The sequence below is a fragment of the Actinacidiphila sp. DG2A-62 genome (genome assembly GCF_035825295.1).
Classification (GTDB): Bacteria; Actinomycetota; Actinomycetes; order Streptomycetales; family Streptomycetaceae; genus Actinacidiphila.
Genome location: NZ_JAYMGI010000002.1, coordinates 8,018,058 through 8,041,667, shown reverse-complemented (window position 1 = coordinate 8,041,667; position 23,610 = coordinate 8,018,058). Strand labels below are relative to the sequence as shown.

At 74.8% G+C, this 23,610-nt stretch carries 17 protein-coding genes and 2 pseudogenes; 11 read left to right on the top strand and 8 right to left on the bottom strand.

The window, feature by feature from the left end:
• Positions 1–142: 142 nt before the first annotated feature.
• From qcrB to VSR01_RS35375, 3 genes are read left to right on the top strand one after another with little or no spacing between them, the layout of a single operon-like run.
• Positions 143–1,771, top strand: coding sequence for a cytochrome bc1 complex cytochrome b subunit (qcrB, locus tag VSR01_RS35385; RefSeq protein WP_326453060.1), 1,629 nt, complete (start codon positions 143–145; stop codon positions 1,769–1,771).
• Complete coding sequence (gene ctaD / locus VSR01_RS35380; RefSeq protein ID WP_326453059.1) at positions 1,768–3,489, top strand: aa3-type cytochrome oxidase subunit I; 1,722 nt, start codon at positions 1,768–1,770, stop codon at positions 3,487–3,489. Before qcrB ends, ctaD begins: the two co-directional genes overlap by 4 nt.
• A 19-nt stretch (positions 3,490–3,508) precedes the next feature.
• Positions 3,509–3,904: a cytochrome c oxidase subunit 4 gene (locus VSR01_RS35375; RefSeq protein ID WP_326453058.1), complete on the top strand. Its 396-nt coding sequence runs from the start codon at positions 3,509–3,511 to the stop codon at positions 3,902–3,904.
• A gap of 139 nt (positions 3,905–4,043) precedes the next feature.
• Here VSR01_RS35375 and VSR01_RS35370 read toward each other — a convergent pair whose 3' ends face one another.
• Positions 4,044–5,006, bottom strand: coding sequence for a TIGR03557 family F420-dependent LLM class oxidoreductase (locus VSR01_RS35370; protein ID WP_326453057.1), 963 nt, complete (start codon positions 5,004–5,006; stop codon positions 4,044–4,046).
• Positions 5,007–5,167: 161 nt separating this feature from the next.
• Complete coding sequence (locus VSR01_RS35365) at positions 5,168–5,869, bottom strand: HAD family hydrolase (protein ID WP_326453056.1); 702 nt, start codon at positions 5,867–5,869, stop codon at positions 5,168–5,170.
• A 588-nt stretch (positions 5,870–6,457) separates the two neighbouring features.
• On the opposite strand from VSR01_RS35365, the pseudogene VSR01_RS35360 reads away from it, so the two are divergent.
• Positions 6,458–7,308: pseudogene (locus VSR01_RS35360) on the top strand (Rieske 2Fe-2S domain-containing protein).
• 99 nt (positions 7,309–7,407) lie between these two features.
• Here the strand turns inward: VSR01_RS35360 and VSR01_RS35355 are convergent.
• The 4 genes from VSR01_RS35355 to VSR01_RS35340 all read right to left on the bottom strand — a co-directional run bounded on the left by VSR01_RS35355 (position 7,408) and on the right by VSR01_RS35340 (position 10,692).
• Positions 7,408–7,953, bottom strand: coding sequence for a cysteine hydrolase family protein (locus VSR01_RS35355; protein ID WP_326453055.1), 546 nt, complete (start codon positions 7,951–7,953; stop codon positions 7,408–7,410).
• Between the two features lie 25 nt (positions 7,954–7,978).
• A complete protein-coding gene (locus tag VSR01_RS35350; RefSeq protein WP_326453054.1) occupies positions 7,979–8,305 on the bottom strand; it encodes a plasmid stabilization protein in 327 nt (108 codons plus the stop codon).
• Between the two features lie 196 nt (positions 8,306–8,501).
• Complete coding sequence (locus tag VSR01_RS35345; protein ID WP_326453053.1) at positions 8,502–9,074, bottom strand: hemerythrin domain-containing protein; 573 nt, start codon at positions 9,072–9,074, stop codon at positions 8,502–8,504.
• Between the two features lie 385 nt (positions 9,075–9,459).
• Complete coding sequence (locus VSR01_RS35340; RefSeq protein ID WP_326453052.1) at positions 9,460–10,692, bottom strand: carboxylate-amine ligase; 1,233 nt, start codon at positions 10,690–10,692, stop codon at positions 9,460–9,462.
• A gap of 273 nt (positions 10,693–10,965) precedes the next feature.
• On the opposite strand from VSR01_RS35340, the gene VSR01_RS35335 reads away from it, so the two are divergent.
• The 3 genes from VSR01_RS35335 (at position 10,966) to VSR01_RS35325 (ending at position 17,421) form a co-directional block, all read left to right on the top strand.
• A complete protein-coding gene (locus VSR01_RS35335; RefSeq protein WP_326453051.1) occupies positions 10,966–13,113 on the top strand; it encodes a catalase in 2,148 nt (715 codons plus the stop codon).
• Between the two features lie 4 nt (positions 13,114–13,117).
• Complete coding sequence (locus tag VSR01_RS35330) at positions 13,118–14,737, top strand: MFS transporter (protein WP_442785611.1); 1,620 nt, start codon at positions 13,118–13,120, stop codon at positions 14,735–14,737.
• Between the two features lie 116 nt (positions 14,738–14,853).
• The gene (locus tag VSR01_RS35325) at positions 14,854–17,421 is read left to right on the top strand and encodes an ATP-dependent Clp protease ATP-binding subunit (protein WP_326453050.1); all 2,568 of its coding nucleotides are present in this window, start codon (positions 14,854–14,856) and stop codon (positions 17,419–17,421) included.
• Positions 17,422–17,502: 81 nt separating this feature from the next.
• On the opposite strand, the gene VSR01_RS35320 is transcribed toward VSR01_RS35325, so the two are convergent.
• Entirely contained in the window at positions 17,503–17,937 is a 435-nt protein-coding gene (locus VSR01_RS35320; protein WP_326453049.1) for an SsgA family sporulation/cell division regulator, read from the bottom strand.
• Here VSR01_RS35320 and VSR01_RS35315 point away from each other — a divergent pair.
• A pseudogene (locus VSR01_RS35315) lies at positions 17,891–19,384 on the top strand (PP2C family protein-serine/threonine phosphatase); the annotation flags it as partial. The gene VSR01_RS35320 and the pseudogene VSR01_RS35315 sit on opposite strands and share 47 nt — an antisense overlap.
• A 113-nt stretch (positions 19,385–19,497) precedes the next feature.
• On the opposite strand, the gene VSR01_RS35310 reads toward VSR01_RS35315, so the two are convergent.
• Positions 19,498–20,829, bottom strand: coding sequence for a PP2C family protein-serine/threonine phosphatase (locus VSR01_RS35310; protein WP_326453048.1), 1,332 nt, complete (start codon positions 20,827–20,829; stop codon positions 19,498–19,500).
• A gap of 276 nt (positions 20,830–21,105) precedes the next feature.
• Here VSR01_RS35310 and VSR01_RS35305 point away from each other — a divergent pair, with 276 nt between their 5' ends.
• From VSR01_RS35305 to VSR01_RS38125, 3 genes are all read left to right on the top strand, one after another.
• Positions 21,106–22,122, top strand: coding sequence for a DNA topoisomerase IB (locus VSR01_RS35305; RefSeq protein WP_326453047.1), 1,017 nt, complete (start codon positions 21,106–21,108; stop codon positions 22,120–22,122).
• A 366-nt stretch (positions 22,123–22,488) separates the two neighbouring features.
• The gene (locus VSR01_RS35300; protein WP_326453981.1) at positions 22,489–23,163 is read left to right on the top strand and encodes a HemK2/MTQ2 family protein methyltransferase; all 675 of its coding nucleotides are present in this window, start codon (positions 22,489–22,491) and stop codon (positions 23,161–23,163) included.
• Positions 23,147–23,515: a CDGSH iron-sulfur domain-containing protein gene (locus VSR01_RS38125; RefSeq protein ID WP_442785610.1), complete on the top strand. Its 369-nt coding sequence runs from the start codon at positions 23,147–23,149 to the stop codon at positions 23,513–23,515. The genes VSR01_RS35300 and VSR01_RS38125 overlap by 17 nt, the downstream gene beginning before the upstream one ends.
• Positions 23,516–23,610 lie beyond the last annotated feature (95 nt).

Sequence of the window (23,610 nt, the reverse complement as noted above, 5' to 3'; positions counted from 1 at the left end):
TGCGCCGGCGCTGCGGCGAACGGGTGAACTTCCCTATGGCACGCGGTTTTCGGGGTAGCCGACGGCCCGAACAGGGCGCCTCGCCCTGAAGCATGAGGCGCGGAGAACCGCCGGCCGGGACGCGGAGAGAGCAGGGGTGTGGATGGCGCTGCGACACCGGAAGGAGCACGCGGCGTCCGCGGCGCGCGACGCCGCGAGCACCGGCTTCGACGTGCTGGACCGGCGGCTGCCGGCCGCGGAGGCCGCGAAGGGCCTGCTGCGCAAGGCGTTCCCCGACCACTGGAGCTTCCTGCTGGGCGAACTGGCCCTGTACAGCTTCGTGGTGGTGGTGCTCACCGGCACGTGGCTCACCATGTTCTTCGAGCCCAGCACCAAGGAGCACCCGTACCGGGGCAGTTACGCCCCGCTGAACGGACTGCCGGTCTCCGAGGCCTACGACTCGACGCTGCACATCAGCTTCGAGGTGCGCGGCGGGCTGCTGATGCGTCAGATGCACCACTGGGCGGCGCTGGTGTTCGTGGCCGCGATCGGCGTGCACATGATGCGGATCTTCTTCACCGGGGCGTTCCGCAGGCCGCGCGAGATCAACTGGATGATCGGCGTGCTGCTGTTCTTCACCGCGCTGCTGGAGGGGTTCTGCGGCTACTCGCTCCCCGACGACCTGCTGTCCGGCACCGGGCTGCGCACGGCCAACAGCATCGTGATGTCCGTTCCGGTGGCCGGCACCTACCTGTCCTTCTTCCTGTGGGGCGGGTCGTTCCCCGGCCACCTGCTGAACAACCGGCTGTACATCCTGCACGTGCTGTTCATCCCCGGCCTGCTGATCGGCCTGGTGACCGTCCATCTGATCCTGGTGGTCTACCTCAAGCACACCCAGTGGAGCAGGCCCGGCCGCACCAACCGGAACGTCGTGGGGCAGCCGATGTTCCCGCAGTTCATCGCCAAGTCCACCGGGCTGTTCCTGATGGTCTTCGGGCTGATCGCGGCGCTCGGCGCGGTCGCCCAGATCAACCCGGTCTGGATGTACGGGCCTTACCGCGCCGACCAGGTCAGCACCGGGGCGCAGCCGGACTGGTACGTCGGGTTCCTGGAGGGCGCGCTGCGGCTGATGCCCTCGTGGGAGACCAGGGTGGGCGGCCACACCGTCATGTGGAACGTGCTGCTGCCGGCGGTGGTGCTGCCCGGACTGCTGATGCTGGTGCTGTTCGCCTACCCGGTGTTCGAGCGGTGGGTGACCGGCGACCGCGGCGAGTACCACCTGTGCGACCGGCCGCGGGACAAGCCCACCCGCACCGCGCTGGGGGTCGCGGGGATCAGCTGGTACGCGGTGCTGCTGCTGGCCGGCGGCAACGACGTGACCGCCTTCTCCTTCCGCCTGTCGGTGAACGTGCTGACCTGGATGCTGCTGATCGGCTTCTTCGTGGTGCCGGTGCTGGCCTTCCTCGTCACCAAGCGGCTGTGCCTGGCGCTGCAGGCGCACGAGCGGACGGTGCTGAGGGAGGGCGAGGAGACCGGTGAGGTGGTGCAGCAGGTGGACGGCGGGATGGAGCCGGGGCACGCGCCGGTCGCGCCCGAGCGGCTCTACTCCTTCCTCGTGCGGGACCTGCCGCCGCCACGGGAGCGGCCCGGGCGGGACGCGCCGCGCCGGGTCCGGCTGCGCGCGGCGCTGAGCCGCTGGTACTTCGCCCGCCGGGTGGAACTGCCCGCGACGCCCCGGCAGCGGCAGCACGTCGAGCGGGCCCTTGCCGACCCGGAGCGGAGCGGGAAATGACGCAGACCGTGGACGAGCCGGCGGCGCCGGGGCGGGACGAGGGACCGGACGACGGCGCCGGCCCGCTGGGCGAGAAGCTGCTGGGCTGGGTCACCACCACCGACCACAAGGTGATCGGCAACCTCTACCTGGTGACCGCCTTCTGCTTCTTCCTGTTCGCCGGGCTGCTGGCGATGGGGATGCGGGCCGAACTCGCCCGGCCCGGGATGCAGTTGTGGAGCAACCAGCAGTACAACCAACTGGTCACGATCCACGGCACCATCATGATGCTGCTGTTCGCGACGCCGATGTTCGCCGGTTTCGCCAACGCGGTGATGCCCCTGCAGATCGGCGCGCCGGACGTGGCCTTCCCCCGGCTGAACGCGCTGACGTACTGGCTCTACCTGTTCGGTGCGCTGATCGTGGTGGCCGGCTTCGTGGTGCCGGGCGGGGCGGCGGCCTTCGGCTGGTTCGCGTACGCGCCGCTCAACAACGCGGAGCACTCCCCCGGCGCGGGCGGCGACCTGTGGGCGATGGGCCTGGTGCTCGCCGGCCTGAGCACCACGCTGGGCTCGGTCAACTTCATCACCACCATCGTGTGCCTGCGCGCGCCGGGCATGACGATGTTCCGGATGCCGATCTTCACCTGGAACGTGCTGTTCACCTCGATCCTGGCGCTGCTGGCATTCCCGGTGCTGACCGCGGCACTGCTGGCGCTGGAGGCGGACCGCAAGTTCGGCGCCCACGTGTTCGATGCAGCCAACGGCGGCGCGATCCTGTGGCAGCACCTGTTCTGGTTCTTCGGCCACCCCGAGGTGTACATCGTGGCGCTGCCGTTCTTCGGGGTGGTCACCGAGATCATCCCGGTGTTCAGCCGCAAGCCGGTGTTCGGCTACATCGGCATGGTCGGCGCGACCATCGCCATCACGATGCTGTCGGCCACGGTGTGGGCGCACCACATGTTCGCCACCGGCATGGTGCTGCTGCCGTTCTTCTCGATGATGTCGTTCCTGATCGCGGTGCCGACCGGGGTGAAGTTCTTCAACTGGATCGGCACGATGTGGCACGGCTCGCTGTCCTTCGAGACGCCGATGCTGTGGTCGATCGGCTTCCTGGTGACCTTCCTGCTGGGCGGGCTGAGCGGGGTGCTGCTGGCGTCGCCGCCGCTGGACTTCCACGTCACGGACTCCTACTTCGTGGTGGCCCACCTGCACTACGTGCTGTTCGGCACGGTGGTGTTCGCGATGTTCGGCGGCTTCTACTTCTGGTGGCCGAAGTGGACCGGGCGGATGCTGGACGAGCGGCTGGGGAAGATCCACTTCTGGACGCTGTTCACCGGCTTCCAGACCACCTTCCTGGTGCAGCACTGGCTCGGCGAGGAGGGCATGCCGCGCCGCTACGCCGACTACCTGGCCTCCGACGGGTTCACCACCCTCAACACCGTGTCGTCCATCGGGGCGTTCCTGCTGGGCCTGTCCACCCTGCCGTTCCTCTACAACGTCTGGAAGACCGCGCGATACGCCCCGAAGGTCGAGGTCGAGGACCCGTGGGGGTTCGGCCGCTCGCTGGAGTGGGCCACCTCGTGCCCGCCGCCGCGGCACAACTTCGTGACCCTGCCGCAGATCCGCTCCGACTCGCCGGCCTTCGACCTGCACCACCCGGAGGCGGCGGCGCTGCCGCCGAGCACCACCGCGCCGGGGCTCGCCACCCCGGACCCGCACCAGGAGTCCACGCCGTGAGCCGCCGGGAGGGCGCGTCATGAGGACCGAACGGAACCTGTTCGCCGGGGTGGCCGTGTTCTTCCTGCTGACCGGGGTCGGCTACGGGTGGTGGTCGGGCCCGGAGCCGGCGGGGACGGCCGCGCTCGCGGTCGCCTTCCTGATGGCGTCGGTCATCGCCTTCTTCTTCGACCGTACGCTGCGGCGCGACGGCAGCAGGCCGGAGGACCGGCGGGACGGCCGGATCGCCGACCGCGCCGGACCGCTGGACTTCTTCCCGGCCCGCAGCCCGTACCCGCCGGTGCTCGCCTCGGGCGCGGCGCTCACCGTGCTGGGCGTCGTCTTCGGCCTGTGGCTGTTCCTGATCGGCTTCGGCGTGCTGGCCGCCGGGGTCGGCGGGATGGTGTTCCAGTACGTGCACCGCGGCGAGGGATAGCCGAGGGTTTGAACGCGATCGCCGCGAGGGCGCTCCGGGCCTTGGGAGCCGCTGGGAGCCGCTGGTGGCCGCTGGTGGCCTGGGGCGTGATCGCGGGAGGCGGCGCGGGTACGGGACGGGATGGATCGGGGCCCGGTGGTCAGACGGCGTCGCGCAGCCGGGGCAGGACCTCGGCGCGGTAGGCGTCGAAGAACTCGGTCTGGCCCGGGCCGATCTGGTTGACGTAGACCTCGTCGAAGCCGGCGCGGGCGTAGGCGCCGACCGCGTCCACGTGCGCGTCCACGTCGTCGCCGCAGACCACCGAGTCGGCGATCATGTCCTCGGTGACCAGCGAGGACGCCTGCTCGAAGTGCTCGGGGGTGGGGAGGATCTGGGCCAGTTCGCCGGGCAGCGCCTCGTTCGGCCACAGCCGGTGCACGGTCCGCACGGCGCGGTCGCGGTCGGCGTCCCAGCAGACCTTCAGGCCGCCCAGCACCGGCTTGGCGCCGCCGCCCGCCTTGCGGAACTGCTCCACCAGGGCCGCGTCGGGCGCCATCGTCACGAAGCCGTCGCCGATCCGCGCGGCCAGGGCTGCGGCCTGCGGGCCGAAGCCGGAGATGTGCAGCGGCGGCGGCTCGTCCGGCACGGTGTACAGGCGGGCGTTCTGCACCGTGAAGTGCGGGCCGCGATGGGTGACGCGCTCGCCGGTGAGCAGCCGCCGGATCACCTGGACCGCCTCGTCGAGCAACTCCATCCGCTCCGCCGCCTCCGGCCAGGCACCGCCCACGACGTGCTCGTTGAGGGCCTCGCCGCTGCCGAGGCCGAACCGGAACCGGCCGCCGGTGAGCACCGACGCGGTGGCCGCGGCCTGGGCGTTGATCGCGGGGTGCATCCGCACCGTGGGACACGTCACCAGCGTCGTCACGGGCAGGGAGGTGACCTGGGACAGCGCTCCGATCATCGACCAGACGAAGGGGCTCTGGCCCTGCTCGTCGTTCCAGGGGTGGAAGTGGTCGGAGATCGCCAGCGCCTCGAAGCCCGCCTGCTCGGCCGAGCGTGCCTGGTCCAGGAGTTCGGCGGGCGTGAACTCCTCGCAGGAAAGGAAGTAGCCGTACGTCGTCATGGCGCCGGTCCTCTCTGCCGGCGGCGGTCCCGGGACGGGAGAGCCGCCGGTCGTCGTGGGTGGCGGGTCTGCGAGCTTGCGGGCGGCGGCGCCGGTCCGGCGGCGGAAGATCCGGTGGGGGAAGATCCGGTGGGGCGGCCGTCACGCCCGGGGCGAGGCGGTCACGTCGGTGGCGTGGCGGTCAGCGCGCCGATCGCGCTGCGGTCCAGGCGGTCGAGCAGGTCGGCGGGCGAGTCGTAGACGTCCTTCGCCCCGGCGTCGGTCAGCTCGGCGCGCGAGACGCCGCCGGTCAGCACGCCCAGGCAGGGCACGTCCGCGGCGCGCGCCGCCTTCGCGTCCCACACGGCGTCCCCGACGAACACCGCGCGGTCGGCCGGGACGCCGCCCCGGTCCAGCGCCTGCCGCACGAGGTCGGGGGCGGGTTTGCTGGAGTCCACGTCGTCGGCCGTGGTCACCGCGTACAGCGCGTCGTCCACGCCCAGCGTGTCGACCATGACCTGGGCCTCCTCGCCCGAGGCGGAGGACGCGAGCACCACCCGCAGTCCCCGCCGGGCGCAGGCCCTGACCAGCTCGGCGGCCCCGGGCAGCGGCGTCAGCCGCGGCCAGTCGGCGGCGTACAGGGTGTCGTGCGCCGCCTTCAGCGCGTCGTCCCCGTCGCAGTCGCGGTCCTCGCCGAGCAGCGCGTCCATCAGATGGTCGCTGCCCATGCCGATGGACCGGTGGATCGTCGCCATCGGCACGTGCCGCCCCTGCTGCCGCAACGCCTCCCACCACGCGAGGGTGTGCAGGTAGACGGTGTCCATCAGCGTGCCGTCCACGTCGAAGAGCACCGCCGCGGGAGAGCTCTGTCCGTCGTCCGCCATGGTCGCCGCCTGCCCGCCACCGCCCGCCTCATGCGCCCGGACGCCCGATTCGTCCCCGCCCGGCAGACGCGGCGCGGCCCGGACGCCCGCCGCGCCGCGGTCCGTGGGTGGCGTGGCCCGTGCGGGGTATCCGCGAACCGCGGGAGCGGGAGCGGGAGCGGGAGCGGGAGCGAGGAGGGTGGAGGGTGGAGGGCGGACGTATGGGCGGCGGAAGGGCCGACCGTGCCGGACCGGGCGCTTTCGCGGGTGCGAACCCTCCTGGTCGCCGTCCATCCGTGGGACGCCGACGGCACGGCGACGCCCGTCCGGCGCGCCGGACGGCTCGCGCCCCCTGCCGGACGGGACCGCGCCGGCGCGCTTCCGAGGGCGCGGCGGCGGTCGCGGGCCCGGACGCAAGCGATCGCGGGAGCGGGGAAAGCACGGAAGGCTGGGACCGGGACGCCGGACCCGGCCGCACGACGCGCGCGCGGCGCAGAAGCGGAACGACAGAGCGGAAGAGGTGACCGGACGGTGAGTACGCCTTCTCTGGGCGCGGTGCTGCGGCGCGCGCTGCCCGACCCGGACGGGCCCGGGCGGGTCCTCGACGCCATGGGCAGGCTGGAGCGGGCCGACGCCCTGGACGGCGTCTGCGACGGGCTGCGCAAGGCGGTGCGGGCCGTGCCGCTGGGCGGCGTGCGGGACGCGCTGCACGGCCGGTGGCTCGGCCATCCGGTGCACCCGCTGATGGTGCAGCTTCCGGTGGGCGCGTGGATGTCGTCCGCGGTGCTCGACTGGCTGCCCGGCGGCGGCCGGGCCTCGGCGGTGCTGGTCGCCACGGGCCTGGGGGCGCCGCCCCCGCCGCGGTCGCCGGCCTGGTGGACTGGGCCGAACTCGAACCGCAGCAGGCCCGGGTGGGCCTGCTGCACGCCGCGCTCAACACCACGGCGCTGGCCTGGTACGCCGCCTCGCTGGCCGCCCGCCTGACCGGCCGTCCGGTGCGCGGCCGCGCGTACGCGCTCGCCGGGCTCGCCACGGTGGCCGCCGCGGGGGCCGTCGGCGGCCACATGGCGTACCGGCAGGCCTCGGGCGCCAACCACGCCGAGTCCGTGCCGCACCTGGTGCCGCCGGGCTGGCACGGCGTCGGGGCGCTGGCGGAGCTGCCCGAGGGGCGGCCGGTGCGCCGCATGGTCGGCGAGGTCGCGGTCGCGGTGGTGCGCGGCGCGGACGACTCGGTGCGGGCGCTGGCCGACCGGTGCAGCCACCTGGGCGGTCCGCTGTCGGAGGGCGAGGTCGAGGACGGCTGCCTGCGCTGCCCCTGGCACGGCAGCAGCTTCCAGCTGACCGACGGCTGGAACGTCACCGGGCCCGCGACCGCGCCGCAGCCGGCGTTCGAGGCGCGGGTGACCGACGACGGCCAGGTGGAGGTCCGGCTGCGCACGCCGCCGCCCGCCGCACACTGACCGTCGCGGATCGCCGGGCGCCGGCCACCGCCTGACGCGCGGCGCGCGACGGCGGCGCCGCGGGCCCGGGTGTTCCCCACCCGGGCCCGCGGCGCCGCGTCACAGTTCGACGTCCCGCGCGCGGACCAGCCGCGCGCCCATGTTCCGTTCCATCATGCGCAGCGCCGCGTCCGCGAGATCCTCGTGGATGCAGGCGACGGCGTCGCGCGCCACGCTCACGTCGAAGTGCCTGATGTGCGCGTCGAGCGCCGAGTAGAGCACGCATTGCTCGGTCACCTGGCCGCACAGCACGACGTGCTCCACGCCGCTCTGCTGGAGCAGGTACTCCAGCGGGGTCTGGTAGAAGATCGAGTGCCGGGCCTTGACCACGAACAGCGACTCGGCGTCGGGCAGCACGGGCTCCACGAGGTCGGCGTGCGGCCCTTCCAGCGCCGCCGCGAGCAGTTCGTCGTGGTGCGAGCGCCAGCGGCCGAAGTTGTCGTTGACGTAGATCACGTCCGTGCCCGCGGACCGCGCCCGGTCGATCAACTGCCGTACCCGCGGCAGCGCCTGGCGCACCGAGGCCATCAGGGGTTCGGCGTCCGGGTGGTCGTACGTGTTGATCATGTCGATCACGATCACGGCGGAGCGCCGGTCCTGGCTCATCTTCGGTGCCGTCGCGCCGGGCCGGTCAGCGGCCCAGCGCCTTGCGCAGCTCCTGCTTGTTCATGCTGGAGCGGCCCTCGACGTTCTTCTTCCTGGCCTCTTCGTAGAGCTGGTCGCGGGTCGGTCCCTGCGCCCCGCGGTGGGAGCGCTCGCCGCCGCGCTGCGAGGCCGACTTGGGGTCCTTGGTGGAGGTACGGCTCGCCGTTTTCGACTCGCCGGACCTGGCCCGGTTCTTGTTGACGGTCCGGGCGGCGATCTCCTTGGCCCGGCCGGTGGACTCGCCGCGCTTCTCGGCGCTGTCCTTGATGTGCTCGTACTGGCGTTCCCGCTTGGCGTTCGATCCTGCAGGCATGGTCTGATTCCTTTCGCGACGTCCTCGCGCCCCGGCGTCCCGGCGTTGCCCGCCCCGACGCCCGGCGCCCCGGCGTCCTCGCTTTCAAGGCCGCGCACCGGTGCGGTGCGCCCGCTCCCACTCCATCCCGGACCGGGCCCGCGGGCCATCCGTACGCCCCCATCAGGGTCTCCCGCGGGTGCGCGGCGTTCCCCGGTCAGCGGCTCATCGCGTCCCGCGCCTTGTCCATCATGGCCGCGAAGGGTCCGGTGAGGGCAAGGGCCGCGGGCTTGCCCGCCGCGGTCGGGTGCGGGTGGGTGGGCGCCATCCGCTCGGCCCGCAGCAGCCGCTCGCCCATCGCCTGCCGCCGCTCCTGCGAGCACTCCCGCAGCAGCGCGGGGAACTCCTCGTTCTCCTCGTGGTCGGCGTGGTCGCCGACCGCCCGCTCGAACTGCGCGAAGTCGGCCTCGAACTCGGCGCTGTCGAGGTCGGCCTTCTCCAGCCGCTTGAGCACTTCGGTGGCCTCGGCCTCCTCGTGGTTGCGGGCGTCGGCCTCGTCCTTGCCCGCGATGTCCTTGGCGACCGGGCGCACCACCAGTTCCTCGGCGACCTCGTGGACGGCGAGCAGCGCCCGCAGCTCGTCGAACGCCTGCCGGCGCTCGTCGCCCCGGGTGGCCCGTACCGTCGCGAACAGGTCCCGGATGCGCGCGTGCTGGTTGAGCAGGACGGCGATCGCGTCGCCGTCGGGCAGCCGGGCCGCCTCGGCCCGCTCGGCAGTGGCAGAACTCATCGTCTTCTCCTCGTCGTGGGATCTCGTCGTGGGATCTCGTCGTGGGATCTCGTCGTGGGATCTCGTCGTGGGATCTCGTCGTGGGATCTCGTCGTGGGATCTCGTCGTGGGATCTCGTCGTGGGATCTCGTCGTGGGATCTCGTCGTGGGATCTCGTCGTGGGATCTCGTCGTGGGATCTCGTCGTGGTTCTGGTGGGATCTCGTCGTGGATCTCGTCGTGGTTCGTGGTGGATTCCGTCGTGCGGCGCCGTCCGCGGTCGCGGGCCCGCCGGCCTCCTCCCGGATTCCGGTGAGTCCCCGCCACGTGGCGCGAACGGCGGTGTGCCCACGCGGCTGTCCGCATTCCGCGGGTCCAAACCGGCCGCGGCGCCGCCCTGGGACCGGTCAGCGTCCCGCGGGGTCCTCGACCCGGGTCGCCCCGGTCGCCCCGGCGGGCTCGGTGCGGTCCGCGCCCTCCGCGTCGCCCGCGCCCACGCCGTCGCCCGCGACCCGCGCGTCCGCGCCGTCGCCCGCGTCCAGGGTGAGCAGGTCCACGAGCGCGGCGTCGCCGCCGGACCGTGCGGCGGCGCGCTGGCGGTCCGCGCCGGTGCCGCCGTCCAGGAGCCGCCGCAGCCCCTCGCCGACGCGGTGCTCGTCGCCGAGCCGGCGCAGCGCGGGCGTCACGTGGTCGAGCAGGGCCTGCGCGGCCTGCGCCGCCCCCACCGCCTTGCCGGCCCGCGGGTCGACCAGAGTGTCGGCCAGGCCGTGCCGCGCGGCGTGCCAGCCCGCGGCGGTGAGCACGCCGGCCGGCGGATCGGGCGCGGGCCGGCCCTCCGCGACCTCGTCGAGCGCGGTCGCCACCAGGCCGCGGACCAGCCCGGCCAGCGTCACCGCGGTGCCCGGGTCGATCTGCACGTCGGGCGCGCGCACCTCCAGCGTGGGGTAGGTGTCGGAGAGCCGGGCGTGCCAGTAGAGCTGGCGCCGGTCGGGGATGACGCCGGTGGCCAGCAGTTCGCGGGCCCGCTGTTCGTACGCGTCGCCGTCCGCGGTGAACGGCGGCGCGCCGCTGGCCGGCCAGCGGCCGAAGACGACCGTGCGCCAGCTCGCGAACCCGGTGTCGCGGGCGTTCCAGAACGGCGAGTTCGCGCCCAGCGCGATGAGCACCGGCAGCCACGGCCGCAGCCGCGCGAGGGCGCCCGCGCCGGCGTCGCGGTCGGGGACCGAGACATGCACGTGCATGCCGCAGATCAGCTGCTCGTCGACCAGCTGCCCGGCCTCCACCCGCATCGCCTGGTAGCGGGGCCTGGGCGTGACCGGGACGTCGACGTCCGTGCCCAGCGGCGCGGCGCCGGTCGCGGCGGCCAGGCAGCCGACGCGGCCCGCCGCCCGCCCCACGAGCGCCCGCAGCCGGATCAGGTGGGCGGTGACCTCGTCGAGGTCCCGGCACACCGGGGTGGCCACCTCGACCTGGGCCTGCAGCAGTTCGCGGTCGACCGCGCAGTCGTCGCGCCCGGCCGCCTCCAGGCCAGCGGCCCGCTGGACCTTCGCGGCCGAGGGGACGGGGAGTCCGCCGGCCGCGTCCAGCAGGAGGTACTCCTCCTCGACTCCCAGCGTGATGCCGGTGTCCTCGCTGCTCATCGCCGATGCACCCTCCCTCGTCCGCCTCCGTCGCCCCTGCGTCTGTCCTCCTCGAACCGGGTCAAACCCCGCCGCGGAGCGGTCCGCCCCGGGCAGCGGGTTCTGGACCGATCGGGTGTTCCCGGCCGCCGACCGCGTTCGTCCGCCGAGAACGGGGTACCCGCCGCGAGCCGGCGGCTCCTCCCCGCGCCCCCGTTCGGGGCCGGTGCGGTCGGCCGCCGTCCCGTACCTCCGGACCCGTACGCATCCGCACGCGACACCGAGGAAGCACTGATGAGCGAAGAGAAGTCCGCAAGGCCCGCCGTCCCCGGCGCGCCCGGCAGCCGCCCGGCCCCCTTCGACGAGCCGGTCGAGCCGCGCGAGCCGCTGCCGCCGAAGGCCGACCAGCGCGGCCCTGACACCGTGAGCCCGACCGGACAGCCCACCGGCGCCGACCAGGCGGCGGTGGCGCAGGGCGGTGCGTACCTGACGACCGCGCAGGGCGCGCGGCTGTACGAGACGGACCACTCGCTGAAGGCCGGACCGCGCGGCCCGGTGCTGCTGCAGGACCACCACCTGCGGGAGAAGATCACCCACTTCGACCACGAGCGCATCCCCGAGCGGGTGGTGCACGCCCGCGGCGCCGCGGCGCACGGCGTCTTCGAGTCCTACGGCACGGCGGCGGGCATCACCCGCGCCGCGTTCCTCGCCGAGGGCGCGCGCACGCCGGTCTTCACCCGCTTCTCCACGGTGCTGGGCTCGCGCGGCTCGGCCGACACCGTGCGCGACACCCGCGGCTTCGCCACGAAGTTCTACACCAGCGAGGGCGTCTTCGACCTGGTCGGCAACAACATCCCGGTGTTCTTCATCCAGGACGCGATCAAGTTCCCCGACGTGGTGCACGCCGCCAAGCCGCACCCGGACCGGGAGATCCCGCAGGCGCAGAGCGCGCACGACACCTTCTGGGACTTCGTGAGCCTGCACACCGAGGCCACCTTCCACACGCTCTGGAACATGTCCGACCGCGGCATCCCGCGCTCGTACCGGATGATGGAGGGCTTCGGCGTCCACACCTTCCGGCTGGTCGCCGCCGACGGCGGCACCACGCTGGTGAAGTTCCACTGGAAGCCGAAGCTCGGCGTGCACTCGCTGGTGTGGGAGGAGGCGCAGATCGCCGCGGGCGTCGACCCGGACTTCCACCGCCGGGACCTGGCCGACGCGATCGAGTCGGGCGCGCACCCGCAGTGGGAGCTGGGCGTGCAGACCTTCCCCGACACCGAGGACCAGATGTTCGAGGGGATCGACCTGCTCGACCCGACGAAGATCGTGCCGGAGGAGATCGCGCCGGTGCAGCCGGTCGGGCTGCTGACGCTCAACGCGAACCCGTCGAACTTCTTCGCCGAGACCGAGCAGGTCGCCTTCCACGTCGGCCACCTGGTGCCGGGCATCGACGTCACCAACGACGCCCTGCTGCAGGGCCGGCTGTTCAGCTACGTCGACACCCAGATCACCCGGCTGGGCGGCCCCAACTTCGCGCAGCTGCCGATCAACCGCCCCCACGCGCCGGTCAACGACATGCTGCGCGACGGCATGCACCAGACCGCCGTGCACCGCGGTGTGGCGCCCTACCGTCCCAACTCCCTGGACGGCGGCTGCCCGTTCCTGGCCGGCTCGGAGACGGCCGCCTACATCGAGGCGCCGGTCGAGGTGCCGGCCGCGCGCAAGGTGCGCGACGCGGCGGCGTCCTTCGACGACCACTTCACCCAGCCGCGGCTGTTCTGGCTGAGCATGTCGCCGGCCGAGAAGGACCACATCGCCGACGCGTACAGCTTCGAGCTGGGCAAGTGCTACGAGAAGGCGGTCAAGGAGCGGAACCTGACGGTGCTCGCCCGGATCGACCCGGAGCTGTGCCGGACCGTCGCCGAGCGGCTGGGGCTGCCCGTGCCGGAGGCCGGCGAGGCGCTCCCCGATCCGGCGCCGAGCCCGGCGCTGTCCCAGGTCGGCCGCACCTGGCCGCTGGACGGCCGCACCGTCGCGGTCGTCACGCTCGACCCGTCCGCCGGGGAGGTCGAGGAGGTGCGGCGGCAGGCCGACGCGGACGGCCTGGTGCCGCTCGTGGTCGCGCCGGCCGGCGGGGACGGCGTCCAGCGCACTTTCGCCACCGCGCGGTCGGTCGAGTTCGACGCCGTGCTGGTGGCCGACGCGCCGGCGGCGGCCGGGGAGCGGATCGACCCGCGGCTGGCGGTGCTGCTGACCGAGGCGTTCCGGCACGGCAAGGCGATCGGCGCGTGGGGCGGCGGCAGCGCCCTGCTGGCCGCGGCCGGCATCGAGACGTCGGAGCCGGGCGTGGTCGCCGCGGACGGCGGCGCCGGGGCGCTGGCGCAGGTCCGCGAGCTGCTGGGGGCGCACCGGGTCTGGGACCGGCTGCCGTCGGCGTTCTGACCCCTTGGACTCCCAGCGCACCTCCCGCGCCGGGCAGGACCGGCGGGGCCCGCACGCCGGCCGCGGTGAGAACCGCGGCCGGTGGCGGGCGCTCGCGGTCTGCCTGACCGCGGGCTTCATGACGCTCCTGGACGTCAGCATCGTCAACGTCGCCCTGCCCTCGATCCGCACCGGCATCGGCGCGTCCCAGAGCGGCCTGCAGTGGGTGCTGTCCGGCTACGCGCTCGCCTTCGGCCTGGCGCTGGTGCCGGCCGGGCGGCTCGGCGACGTCCGCGGCCGGCGGACGATGTTCATGGCGGGCCTGGCGCTCTTCACGCTCGCCAGCGCGCTGGCCGGCGCCGCCCAGAACGAGGGCTGGCTGATCGGCGCGCGGCTGCTCCAGGGCGCGGCCGGCGGCGTGCTGGTGCCGCAGGTCTCCGGCTTCATCCAGCAGATGTTCCAGGGCGCCGAGCGGGGCCGGGCGTTCGGCCTGCTTGGCGCGACGATCGGCGTGTCCACGGCGGTGGGCCCGCTGCTGGGCGGGCTGCTGATCCAGCTGTTCGGCTCCCGCGAGGGCTGGCGCTGGGTGTTCTACGTCAACCTGCCGATCGGCGCGGTGCTGCTGCCGCTGGCGTACCGGCTGCTGCCGGGCAGAGCGCGGCCGGAGGGTGCTCAGGACCGCGATGGTACGGACGCCGGGGGCGGCAGGGACGCCGCAGGCGGCGCGGCGCGCGGCCGGGGCGGCGGACGAGGTGGCGGACGCGGCGACCTCGATCCGTTCGGCGTCCTCCTGCTGGGCGCCGGCACGGTGATCCTGCTGCTGCCGTTCGTCGAGGAGCGGCAGTGGGCGGGCGCCGGGAAGTGGCTGCTGGTGCCGCTGGCGGTGCTGGTGCTGGGCGCGTTCGTCGCCTGGGAGCGGCGCTACCGGCGGCACGGCGAGCCCCTGGTCGACCTCGGCCTGTTCCGCCGCAGGTCGTACGGCCTGGGCACGCTGCTGTCGCTGCTGTACTTCGCCGGCTTCACCTCGATCTTCTTCGTGCTGACGCTCTTCCTGCAGAACGGGATGCGCTACAGCGCGCTGGAGGCGGGTCTGTCGATCATGCCGTTCGCGCTGGGCTCGGGGGCCGCCGCCGCGGTCGGCGGGCGGGTCGTCACCCGCGTCGGGCGGCCGCTGGTGGCCGCGGGGCTCGGCATGGTGGTCGTCGGGCTGCTCGGCGCGGCGCTCGCGGTGGAGCTGGACGACACCCGCTCGGTGGGCTTCGCCACGGCCCTGCCGCTGCTGTTCGCCGGCATCGGCAGCGGCCTGGTGATCTCGCCGAACCAGACGCTGACGCTGAGCGAGGTGCCGGTGGACCGCGCCGGCAGCGCGGGCGGCGTCCTGCAGACGGCGCAGCGGATCGGGTCGGCGGCGGGCATCGCCGCGGTCGGCTCGGTCTTCTTCGCCCGGGCCGGCGGCGCCCGCCCCGACTGGTCGGCGGGCCTGCGGCACGGCCTGCTGGCCTCGACGGGCCTGGCCGCGGTGGCCCTGCTGGTCGCGCTGTTCGACGTCTTCTCCGGACCCGCGAACACGCCGGAGCCCGGACCCGCGAACACGCCGGACTCAGGGCCCGCGAACACGCCGAACCGGGGCGGCGACCGCGCCTGAGTGCGGGCCCGGCCGCCCGCGACGGGGAAACCGGGCCGGGCCGCGCGGCATGGACGCGGCCGGTCCGGTTACCCGTCGGGGACAGCCAGTTGTCAGCGGAGGAACGGACACAGACGATGACCAGCGGCTTCCCCGGACCGGACGGCGACCCCCTCGGTGAGTTCTTCGCCCGCTTCTTCGGCGGCCCCCAGCCGGGCCCCCGGCACGTCGACATCGGCCGCCTGCTCAGCCAGCCGGCCCGCGAGCTGGTCCAGGGCGCGGCGCAGTACGCCGCCGAGCACGGCAGCCGCGACCTGGACACCGAGCACCTGCTGCGCGCGGCGCTGGCGGCCGAGCCGACCCGTTCGCTGCTGAGCCGGGCCGGCGCGGACCCGGACTCGCTCGCGTCCGCCATCGACGAGCGCCTGGGGCCGGCGCGGCCCCCGGCCGGCGGGGGCCTGCCGCCCTCGATCGCGCTGACCCCGGCGGCCAAGCGGGCGCTGCTCGACGCGCACGACGTGGCACGCGCCGACGGCGCCGGCTACATCGGCCCCGAGCACCTGCTGAGCGCGCTCGCCGCCAACCCCGACTCGGCCGCGGGCCACCTGCTGGGCGGCGCGCCGGCCGGGAGCGCCGGCGGGCCGTTCGGGCAGGGTCCGGCCGGGAGCGCCGGGCCGGCCTTCGGCGCCCCCGCGGCGGCGCCCGGGGCCGGTCCGGCCGGGCCCGGGGGCGAGCGGCCGAGCGCGACGCCGACCCTGGACGGGTACGGGCGGGACCTGACCGACCTGGCGGCGAAGGGGCGCATCGACCCGGTGATCGGGCGGGAGCAGGAGATCGAGCAGACCATCGAGGTGCTCTCCCGGCGCGGCAAGAACAACCCGGTGCTCATCGGCGACGCGGGCGTCGGCAAGACCGCCGTGGTGGAGGGGCTGGCCCAGCACATCGTCGACGGCGACGTGCCGGACGTGCTGATCGGCCGCCGGGTGGTCGCGCTCGACCTGACCGCCGTGGTTGCGGGCACCCGCTACCGCGGCGACTTCGAGGAGCGGCTGAACACGCTGGTCTCGGAGATCCGTGCTCACTCCGACGAACTGGTCGTCTTCATCGACGAACTGCACACGGTGGTCGGCGCGGGCGGGGGCGGCGAGGGCGGGTCGATGGACGCCGGCAACATCCTCAAGCCCGCGCTGGCCCGGGGCGAGCTGCACGTGGTGGGCGCGACGACGCTGGAGGAGTACCGGCGGATCGAGAAGGACGCCGCGCTGGCCCGGCGGTTCCAGCCGATCATGGTGCCCGAGCCGTCCGTCGCGGACACCCTGGAGATCCTGCGCGGGCTGCGCGACCGCTACGAGGCGCACCACCAGGTCCGCTACACCGACGAGGCGCTGGCGGCCGCCGTCGAGCTGTCCGACCGGTACCTGACCGACCGGCGGCTGCCGGACAAGGCCATCGACCTGATCGACCAGGCCGGCGCGCGGGTGCGGCTGCGCTCCCGGACCAGGGGCGCCGACGTGCGGGCGATGGAGCGCGAGCTGGAGAAGCTGACCCTGGACAAGGACCAGGCGGTCGCCGACGAGAGCTACGAGGAGGCGTCCCGGCTGCGGGACGGCATCGCGGCGCTGCGGCGGCGGATCGCCGAGGCCGGCGGGGACGGCGGCGCGGACGACGGACAGCACCTGGAGGTCACCGCGGAGGCGATCGCCGAGGTGGTGTCGCGGCAGACCGGCATCCCCGTCGCCAGCCTCACCCAGGAGGAGCGGGACCGCCTGCTCGGTCTGGAGGAGCACCTGCACCGCCGGGTGGTGGGCCAGGACGAGGCGGTCACCGTGGTCGCCGACGCGGTGCTGCGCTCGCGCGCCGGGATGGCGAGCCCGGACCGGCCGATCGGCAGCTTCCTGTTCCTCGGCCCGACCGGCGTCGGCAAGACGGAGCTGGCGCGGGCGCTGGCGGAGGCGCTGTTCGGCAGCGACGAGCGGATGGTCCGGCTGGACATGAGCGAGTACCAGGAGCGGCACACCGTCAGCCGGCTGGTGGGCGCGCCGCCCGGCTACGTCGGGTACGAGGAGGCCGGCGGCTGCACCGAGGCCGTGCGCCGGCACCCGTACTCGCTGCTGCTGCTCGACGAGGTGGAGAAGGCGCACCCGGACGTGTTCAACCTCCTGCTGCAGGTGCTGGACGACGGGCGGCTGACGGACGCGCAGGGCCGCACGGTGGACTTCAGCAACACCGTCGTGGTGATGACCAGCAACCTGGGCTCGGAGGCGGTCTCCCGGCGCGGCGCGGGCATCGGCTTCGGGCCCGGCGGCGCGGAGGCGGACGAGGAGGCGCGGCGCGAGCAGGTGCTGCGGCCGCTGCGGGAGCACTTCAGGCCCGAGTTCCTCAACCGCGTCGACGAGATCGTGGTCTTCCGGCAGCTCACCGCCGAGCAGTTGCGGCAGATCACCGACCTGCTGCTGGAGCGGACCCGGCGGCTGCTGCACGCCCAGGGCGTGACGGTGGAGTTCACCGCCGCGGCCGTGGACTGGCTCGCCGCGCGCGGCCACCAGCCGGAGTACGGCGCGCGTCCGCTGCGGCGGACGATCCAGCGCGAGATCGACAACCGGCTCTCCCGGCTGCTGCTGGACGGCCGGATCGGCGAGGGCGACCGGGTCACGGTGGACATCGCCGACGGCCGCCCGGTCTTCGAGACCGCGCCTGTTCCGTGATCGCGGTCGTGCGACGGCGGTCATGCGACGGCGGTCATGCGATCGCCGTCGTGCGATCGCCGTTCCGTGGCCCCGGGGCCGCTACGCCTGCTGCGTGATCGTCGCGAGCGCGGCCTCCAGCGCCCGGGGGACGCCTTCCGCGTCCGCGTCCGCGCGGGCCCTCACCTTGCGGACGAAGTCGTCGACGGCGCGGGCGGGGAAGTGCATCCGCACGCCGAAGGAGGTGGCGAGCGCCACCTCGATCAGGGACCCGGCGCCGTGCAGCGGACGGACCCTCACATCGCCCTCGCCGGCGGGGCCGCGCAGGCCCCGGGCGAGCAGCTCCCACGCGAAGGTCCAGCCGACCTCCACGCCGTCGGGCCCGCGCAGCACCATGTTCACCGCGAGGGGGTCGCGGGGCCGGTAGACCAGGTCCGCGGCGACGGGGGCGACGGCCGCGTCATGGTCGCCGGAGAGGTCGAGTGTGCCGATGACCGTCGCCTTGAGTGGCCGCGTCTCGTCAGCTCGCCGCGTCACCGCGTACCTCCCGGGAATTCGTCTGCCTCGCGTCCGGCGCGCCGCGCCGTACCGCCCTGACCGCGCGCGCCGGAGCCGGACCCGCACAGCAGCCGTATCACCCCCGCGCCGTCCTCCAAACGGCCTGTGGGACAGCGGCTTCGCCGCTGGGAGGCGGCTTCTGGGGAATGCGTGCGATATGGACGCATTCGAGAGGGACGCGCGGCTCCAGGCGGCGCTGGACCGGCTGACGCTGCTCAACGAGATCGCGACGGTCCTGTCCAGCACCCTCGACGCGGTCGACGGCGTCAGGCGGGTGGGCCGCGTCCTGGTGCCGGCCCTGGGCGACTGGTGCGCGATCGACCTGCTGGAGGACGACGGCCGGCTGGAACGGACGTGCGTCAACCACCGGGACGGCGGCCTGTCGGTGCGGGGGCTGACCGGTCCGCTGCCGCGCCCGCCGGGGGTGCCGACCGGCCCGCTGTCGCGGGTGCTGCGCGGCGCGGGGCCGCTGCTGCTGTCGGCGGCCGACGTCCGGCCGGTGGACGCCGCCCGGGACCCGCTGGAGGCGGCGGACCTGGAGATGTACGGCAGGCTGGGCGGCCAGACGCTGTTCGTGGCGCCGCTGCGGGCCCGCCGGCGGGTGGTGGGGGCGCTCACCGTGGCCCGCGCGGGCGGACGGGCGCCGTTCGACGAGGCGGACCAGGCGCTGGTGGAGGATCTGACCCACCGGATCGCGCTGGCCGTGGACAACGCCCGGCTGCACGCCGAGACGCAGACCATCGCGGAACGGCTGCAGCGCTCGCTGCTGCCGGACCTGCCCGAGATCGAGGGGCTGGACCTGGCCGCCCGCTACGCCCCGGCCGGCGTCACCGCGGAGGTCGGCGGGGACTGGTACGACTCGTTCCCGCTGCCCAACGGCGACACCGCGCTGATCATCGGCGACGTCACCGGGCACGACCTGCACGCGGCGGTGACGATGAGCCACGTGCGCAACATGCTGCGCGGCATCGCCTGCGACCGGCAGGAGCCGCCGGGCAAGGTGATGAGGCGGCTGGACATGGCCATGGACACGCTCTACGCGCACCAGACCGCGACGTGCGTGTACGGGCTGCTCAAGGGTCCGGTCGGCGGCCCGTACGCGTTCCAGTGGTCCTCGGCCGGGCATCCGCCGCCACTGCTGATCACCGGCGACGGCGACACGCGGTTCCTCGACTCCGGCCACGGCATACTCCTCGGCGCGCTCCCCCGGGCCGAGCGCACCGAGGTGAGCGCGTTCCTGCCGGCCGGCGGCGTCCTGCTGCTCTACACCGACGGGCTGATCGAGCGCTCGAGCGAGAACCTCGACCACAGCATGACCCGGCTGCGCCGGCACGCCGCCGCCCTGGCCCGAGGCAGTCTCGACGCGCTGTGCGACGGCCTTCTGGAGGGGCTGGCGACGAACTCCCACGACGACGTCGCCCTGCTCGCCGTCCGGCTGCCCCGGCCCGCGCCTGACCGGCCGCCGGCGCCGGGAGCGCCCGCCGGGGCCGGTCGCCGGGGCCGGTCGCCGGGGCCGGTCGCCGGGGCCGGTCGCCGGGGTCAGCCGCTGTGCGGCAGTCCCACCAGCGTGCGCAGCGCCGCCGTGCGGTACGCGGTCGGGCCGTGCCACTCCAGCAGCATGATCGTCGCGTCGTCGCCCAGTCTGCCGTGGTGGTACTCCAGATGGTGGCGGACCAGCCGGCGCAGCATCTCCGGCAGCGGTAGCCCGTCGGCGTGGTGCATGATCAGGAAGTCCACCAGGCGCTCGATGCCGAACTCCTCGCCGTGCGGGTTGCGCGCCTCGGTGATGCCGTCGCTGTAGACGACCAGCCGGTCGCCGGGCTCCAACTGCCCCCGGTGCACCAAGGGCGGCGGCCCGAGGCCCAGTCCCATCGGCGGCGCCGGCTCGCCCTCCAGCGCGATCGGCACGCGTCCGCCGCGGATCAGGAGGGGCGGCGGATGGCCGAGGCTGATCCACGACAGCACGCCGGTGCCCAGGTGCAGCCGGCTCAGCAGACCGGTGGCGTAGCGCGCGCCGTCGAACTGCCCGGCCAGCGCCCGGTCCACCGCCTCGGCCGTGGCGACCATGTCGGCGCCCGTACGGCGCTGGTTGCGGCTCGCGGCGACCGCCAGGTTCACCGTCAGCCCCGCCGCGGTGTCGTGGCCCATCGCGTCGAACAGCGCCAGGTGCGCGACGTCGCCGGCCAGCGCGTAGTCGAACGCGTCGCCGCTGATGTCGTACGCGGGCTCCATGACGGCGCTGATCAGCACCCGGTCGGTGGCGAAGGTGCGCGGCGGCATCAGCCGCCACTCCATCTCGGCGGCCACCCGCATCCGCCGTCTGCGCACCAGCCGGGCGTAGGAGTCGGTGGTGGACCGCTTGCTGACCACCAGCATCGCGACCAGCGCGGCGAGCTTGCCGAGGTCCTCGTCCATCGTGACCCGCGCGCCGGGTGCGCCGACCCGCAGGACGCCGATCCGCTCGGTCCCGTCGAGCAGCGGGATCCACAGGTGCGCGGACGCCGAGCCCGCGGCGGCGGCCGACGCGGCGACCTCGCCGCGCTGGAAGACCCGCCCGGCCATGGTGCCGTCGATCGCGAGCTCCGCGGACGTGCCGTCCAGGCCGACCGGGCCGGTCGGGCCGTCGGGAGCCTGCGGGTCGCCGGCCGCGGGCGACGGGTCGTCGGGCAGCCGGTAGAGGCGTTCCTGCTGGAGGTCGGCGAGGTAGATCACCGCGTCCGGCCACCCGGCCGCGGCCGCGTAGCGCGCCACGATGCGCGGCAGCTGCTCCCACGTCATCAGGTGGCTGGCCTCGAGCAGGTCGCCGAACGCGCGCGCCCGGATCAGACGCGTGCGCCGGCCCGCGTTCGCGCGGACACGCTTGCTGGCCATGGTCCGGCGCCTTCCTCGGCTACGGGACGGACGCGTACCGGAACGCCGCCCTCCAGCCACGCTAGCCGCGCCGTCCGCGACCCGCTCCCCAACCGCACCGGCCCTGCCGTCCGCGGCCCTCTCCGCAACGCGCCGGCCCTGCCGTCCGCGACCCGCTCCCCAACCGCACCGGCCCTGCCGTCCGCGGCCCGCCCGGCGGGCGCCGGGCCGGCCCGCTCGTCCGCCGGCGGGGCCCGGTCGTGCTTGTCCGCCGCGGACGCGGGTATCCGGCGGCACATGCGGCTGACGGTCGGCGATCCCTCGCGTCCTGGGTGGACCAGGCGCCCGTGCGGGCGCGGGTTCCGGTACTTCGCCGCGGACGGCGAACCGGTGCGGGACGCGGACGACCTCGCGCGCCTGCGCTCCCTGGCCATCCCGCCGGCCTGGCGGGAGGTGTGGATCTGCCCGCGGCCCTCCGGCCACCTCCAGGCGGTCGGCACCGACGCCGCCGGGCGCCGCCAGTACCTCTACCACCCGGAGTTCCGGCGGCAGCAGGAGCAGAGCAAGCACGAGCACGTGCTCGTCGTGGCGGAGCGGCTGCCGGCGGTGCGCAAGGCGGTGGCCGACCGGCTGGCCACCCGCGGCCTGAACCGCGAGCGGGTGCTGGCCTGCGCGGTGCGCCTGCTCGACGTGGGGTTCTTCCGCGTCGGCTCGGACGCCTACAGCCGGGAGAACGGCACCTACGGGCTGACCACGGTGCTGCGCGAGCACGTGACCTGCCGCGCGGACGAGGTCGCCTTCGACTACCCCGCCAAGGGCGCCAGGCAGCGGGTCGTCGCGCTGACGGACCCGGACGTGCGCAAGGCCGTCACCGAGCTGCGCAGGCGCCGGGGCGGCGGCGACCGGCTGCTGGCCTACTGGGAGCACCGGCGGTGGCACGACGTGCACAGCGAGGACCTGAACGCCTGCCTGCGCGAACTGGCGGACGTCCCGGTGTCCGCGAAGGACTTCCGCACCTGGCACGCCACCGTGCTGGCGGCGGTGGCGCTGGCCGTGTCGGCGAGGGTCGCGGGCGGACGGACGGTGGCCCGCACCCGCGCGGTCAACCGGGCGGTCCGCGAGGTGGCGCACTACCTCGGCAACACCCCCGCGGTGTGCCGCGCCTCGTACATCAACCCGCGGGTGGTCGAGCTGTTCCACGAGGGCGTCACCGTCGATCTGGACTTCGACGCGCTCGGCGCGGACACGCCCTACGGGACCCCGGCCATGCAGGGCCGCATCGAGGACGCGGTGCTCCGCCTGCTCACCCGGTGAGACTCCGCGTCCCGCGCGGCGGACGACGGTGCCGCCCCACGGCGGTGACCAGGCGCGCTCCCCGGCCGCCCGCGGAGCGCCGCGCGGAGGCGAACGGGTGACGGGGATGCGTGAGGGAGAACATTCCGGGCATCCGCTCCTCGACGGCAGGTGCGGGCCCGTGGGCCCCGCGGCCGGCCGTCCTCCGGGCGAACGGAGCAGGCCGCACGCGGCCCCCGCCGCCGTGGCCTGCGCGTCGGCGGGACCCGGAGCCGTGACAGCCGGTCCGCCGCACCAGAGCGGCGGACCCCACCCTGGACGACGAGGCGGTCCCCTGATGCTTTTGACATCGACGGCGAGGTCGGCCCGGTCCGCCGTGTCGGCCGGATCGGCCGCGCCCCCGCGCCGGCCCGTGCTCCACGACTGGTGACGGTGCCGGGGGTGTACCGGCCGCAGCACGACTCCCGCATCCTGATGCGGGCGCTGTGCGCCGAGCCCGTCGGGCCCGGCACGGACCTGCTGGACCTCGGCACCGGCAGCGGCGTGCTGGCGCTGTGCGCGGCCCGGCTGGGCGCGCGGGTCACGGCGGTCGACGTGTCGCGGCGCGCGGTGCTGTGCGCGCGGGTCAACGCCGCGCTGGCCGGGCACCGCGTGACGGTGCGCCGCCACGACCTCTCGCCGCCCGGGCGCGCCTTCGACGTGGTGGTCAGCAACCCGCCGTACGTCCCCGCGCCGGGCGGTCCACCGCCCCGGCACGGCGCGGCACGCGCGTGGGACGCCGGGCACGACGGACGCGCGGTGCTGGACCGGGTCTGCGCCGCCGCGCCGAAGGTGCTGCGCCCCGGCGGGGTGCTGCTGATGGTGCACTCCGGCATGTGCGGCGCGCAGACCACGCTGCGGCAGCTCGCGGACGCGGGCCTGGCCGCCCGGGTGGTGGCGCGCGAGCGGGTGCCGCTCGGGCCGGTGCTGCACGCGCGGCGGTCCTGGCTGAGCGGCCGGGGCCTGCTCCAGGACGGCGAGGACACCGAGGAACTGGTGGTCATCCGTGCACAGCGCTCCTGACGACGCCCGCGGTGCCGGCAGCGCCCGCGCAGCGGGCGACGCCCGCGCCCCCGGCGACATCACCGCCCCCGGCGACGTCACCGCCCCCGGGTCGTCCGAGGACGCCCGCGCGCCCGGCGGCGCCCGCGGCGAGGCGCGCCGCGTCCGTCTCGTCCGCGGCGGGCCGGTGCTGGTGGAGGGGCCGGTGACGGTCGTGGGCGACGACGGTGTGCCGGTCACCTCCGACCGCTTCATGGTGGCGCTGTGCACCTGCCGTCGCAGCCGGCGCTATCCGTGGTGCGACACCAGCCACCGGCGCAGGACCGGGACCAGGGACACGCCCCACGACGAGGAGAAGGAGGGTCCGCGATGACGGTCCGGACGACGACGCGCCCCGCCGAGTCCGCAACCGCGCCGGCCGGTGCGCCGGCCGGCGGGACGCCCGCGAGTCGCGCGCCTGCGCGCCGG